This window comes from Streptomyces hazeniae (genome assembly GCF_031845485.1).
In the GTDB taxonomy this organism is placed as follows: Bacteria; Actinomycetota; Actinomycetes; order Streptomycetales; family Streptomycetaceae; genus Streptomyces; species Streptomyces hazeniae.
This window is the reverse complement of sequence record NZ_JAVREQ010000244.1, coordinates 1-398: the sequence shown is the minus strand read 5'-3', so window position 1 is coordinate 398 and position 398 is coordinate 1. Positions and strand designations below refer to the sequence as shown.

The window sequence follows — 398 nt, the reverse complement described above, 5'->3', positions numbered from 1 at the left end:
CTCCTACACCTTCTTGGGGGAAAAGAATCTGGCGACCGCACGCGCGCCGACATTGAGCAGGGCGACCAGCAGGATCAGCGTCAGCGCCGCACCCCACAGGCGGTCGGTGGGCACCGGGTTGGCACCTGCCCCCGCCGAGATCTGGTCGTACATCATGCCCGGCAGCGATCCCATGAACCCGCCGAACATGTCGAAGTTCATCGCCTGGGCGTAGCCGACCAGGATCAGCAGCGGCGCAGTCTCACCCATCACGCGGGCCAGCGCCAGCATGATGCCGGTGACGATGCCCGACAGCGCCGTCGGGATCACGATTCGGACGATGGTCTTCCACTTGGGCACGCCCAGTGCGTAACTCGCTTCGCGCAGGTCCATCGGCACGATGCGCAGCATCTCCTCGG

Annotated in this window: 1 protein-coding gene; it reads right to left on the bottom strand. The window is 65.8% G+C overall.

Features of this window, described 5'->3' with window-relative positions; translation table 11 throughout:
• Positions 1-3 precede the first annotated feature (3 nt).
• Positions 4-398: ABC transporter permease subunit (locus tag RM572_RS29545; RefSeq protein ID WP_311676409.1), on the bottom strand; the 395-nt coding region annotated here is incomplete at its 5' end.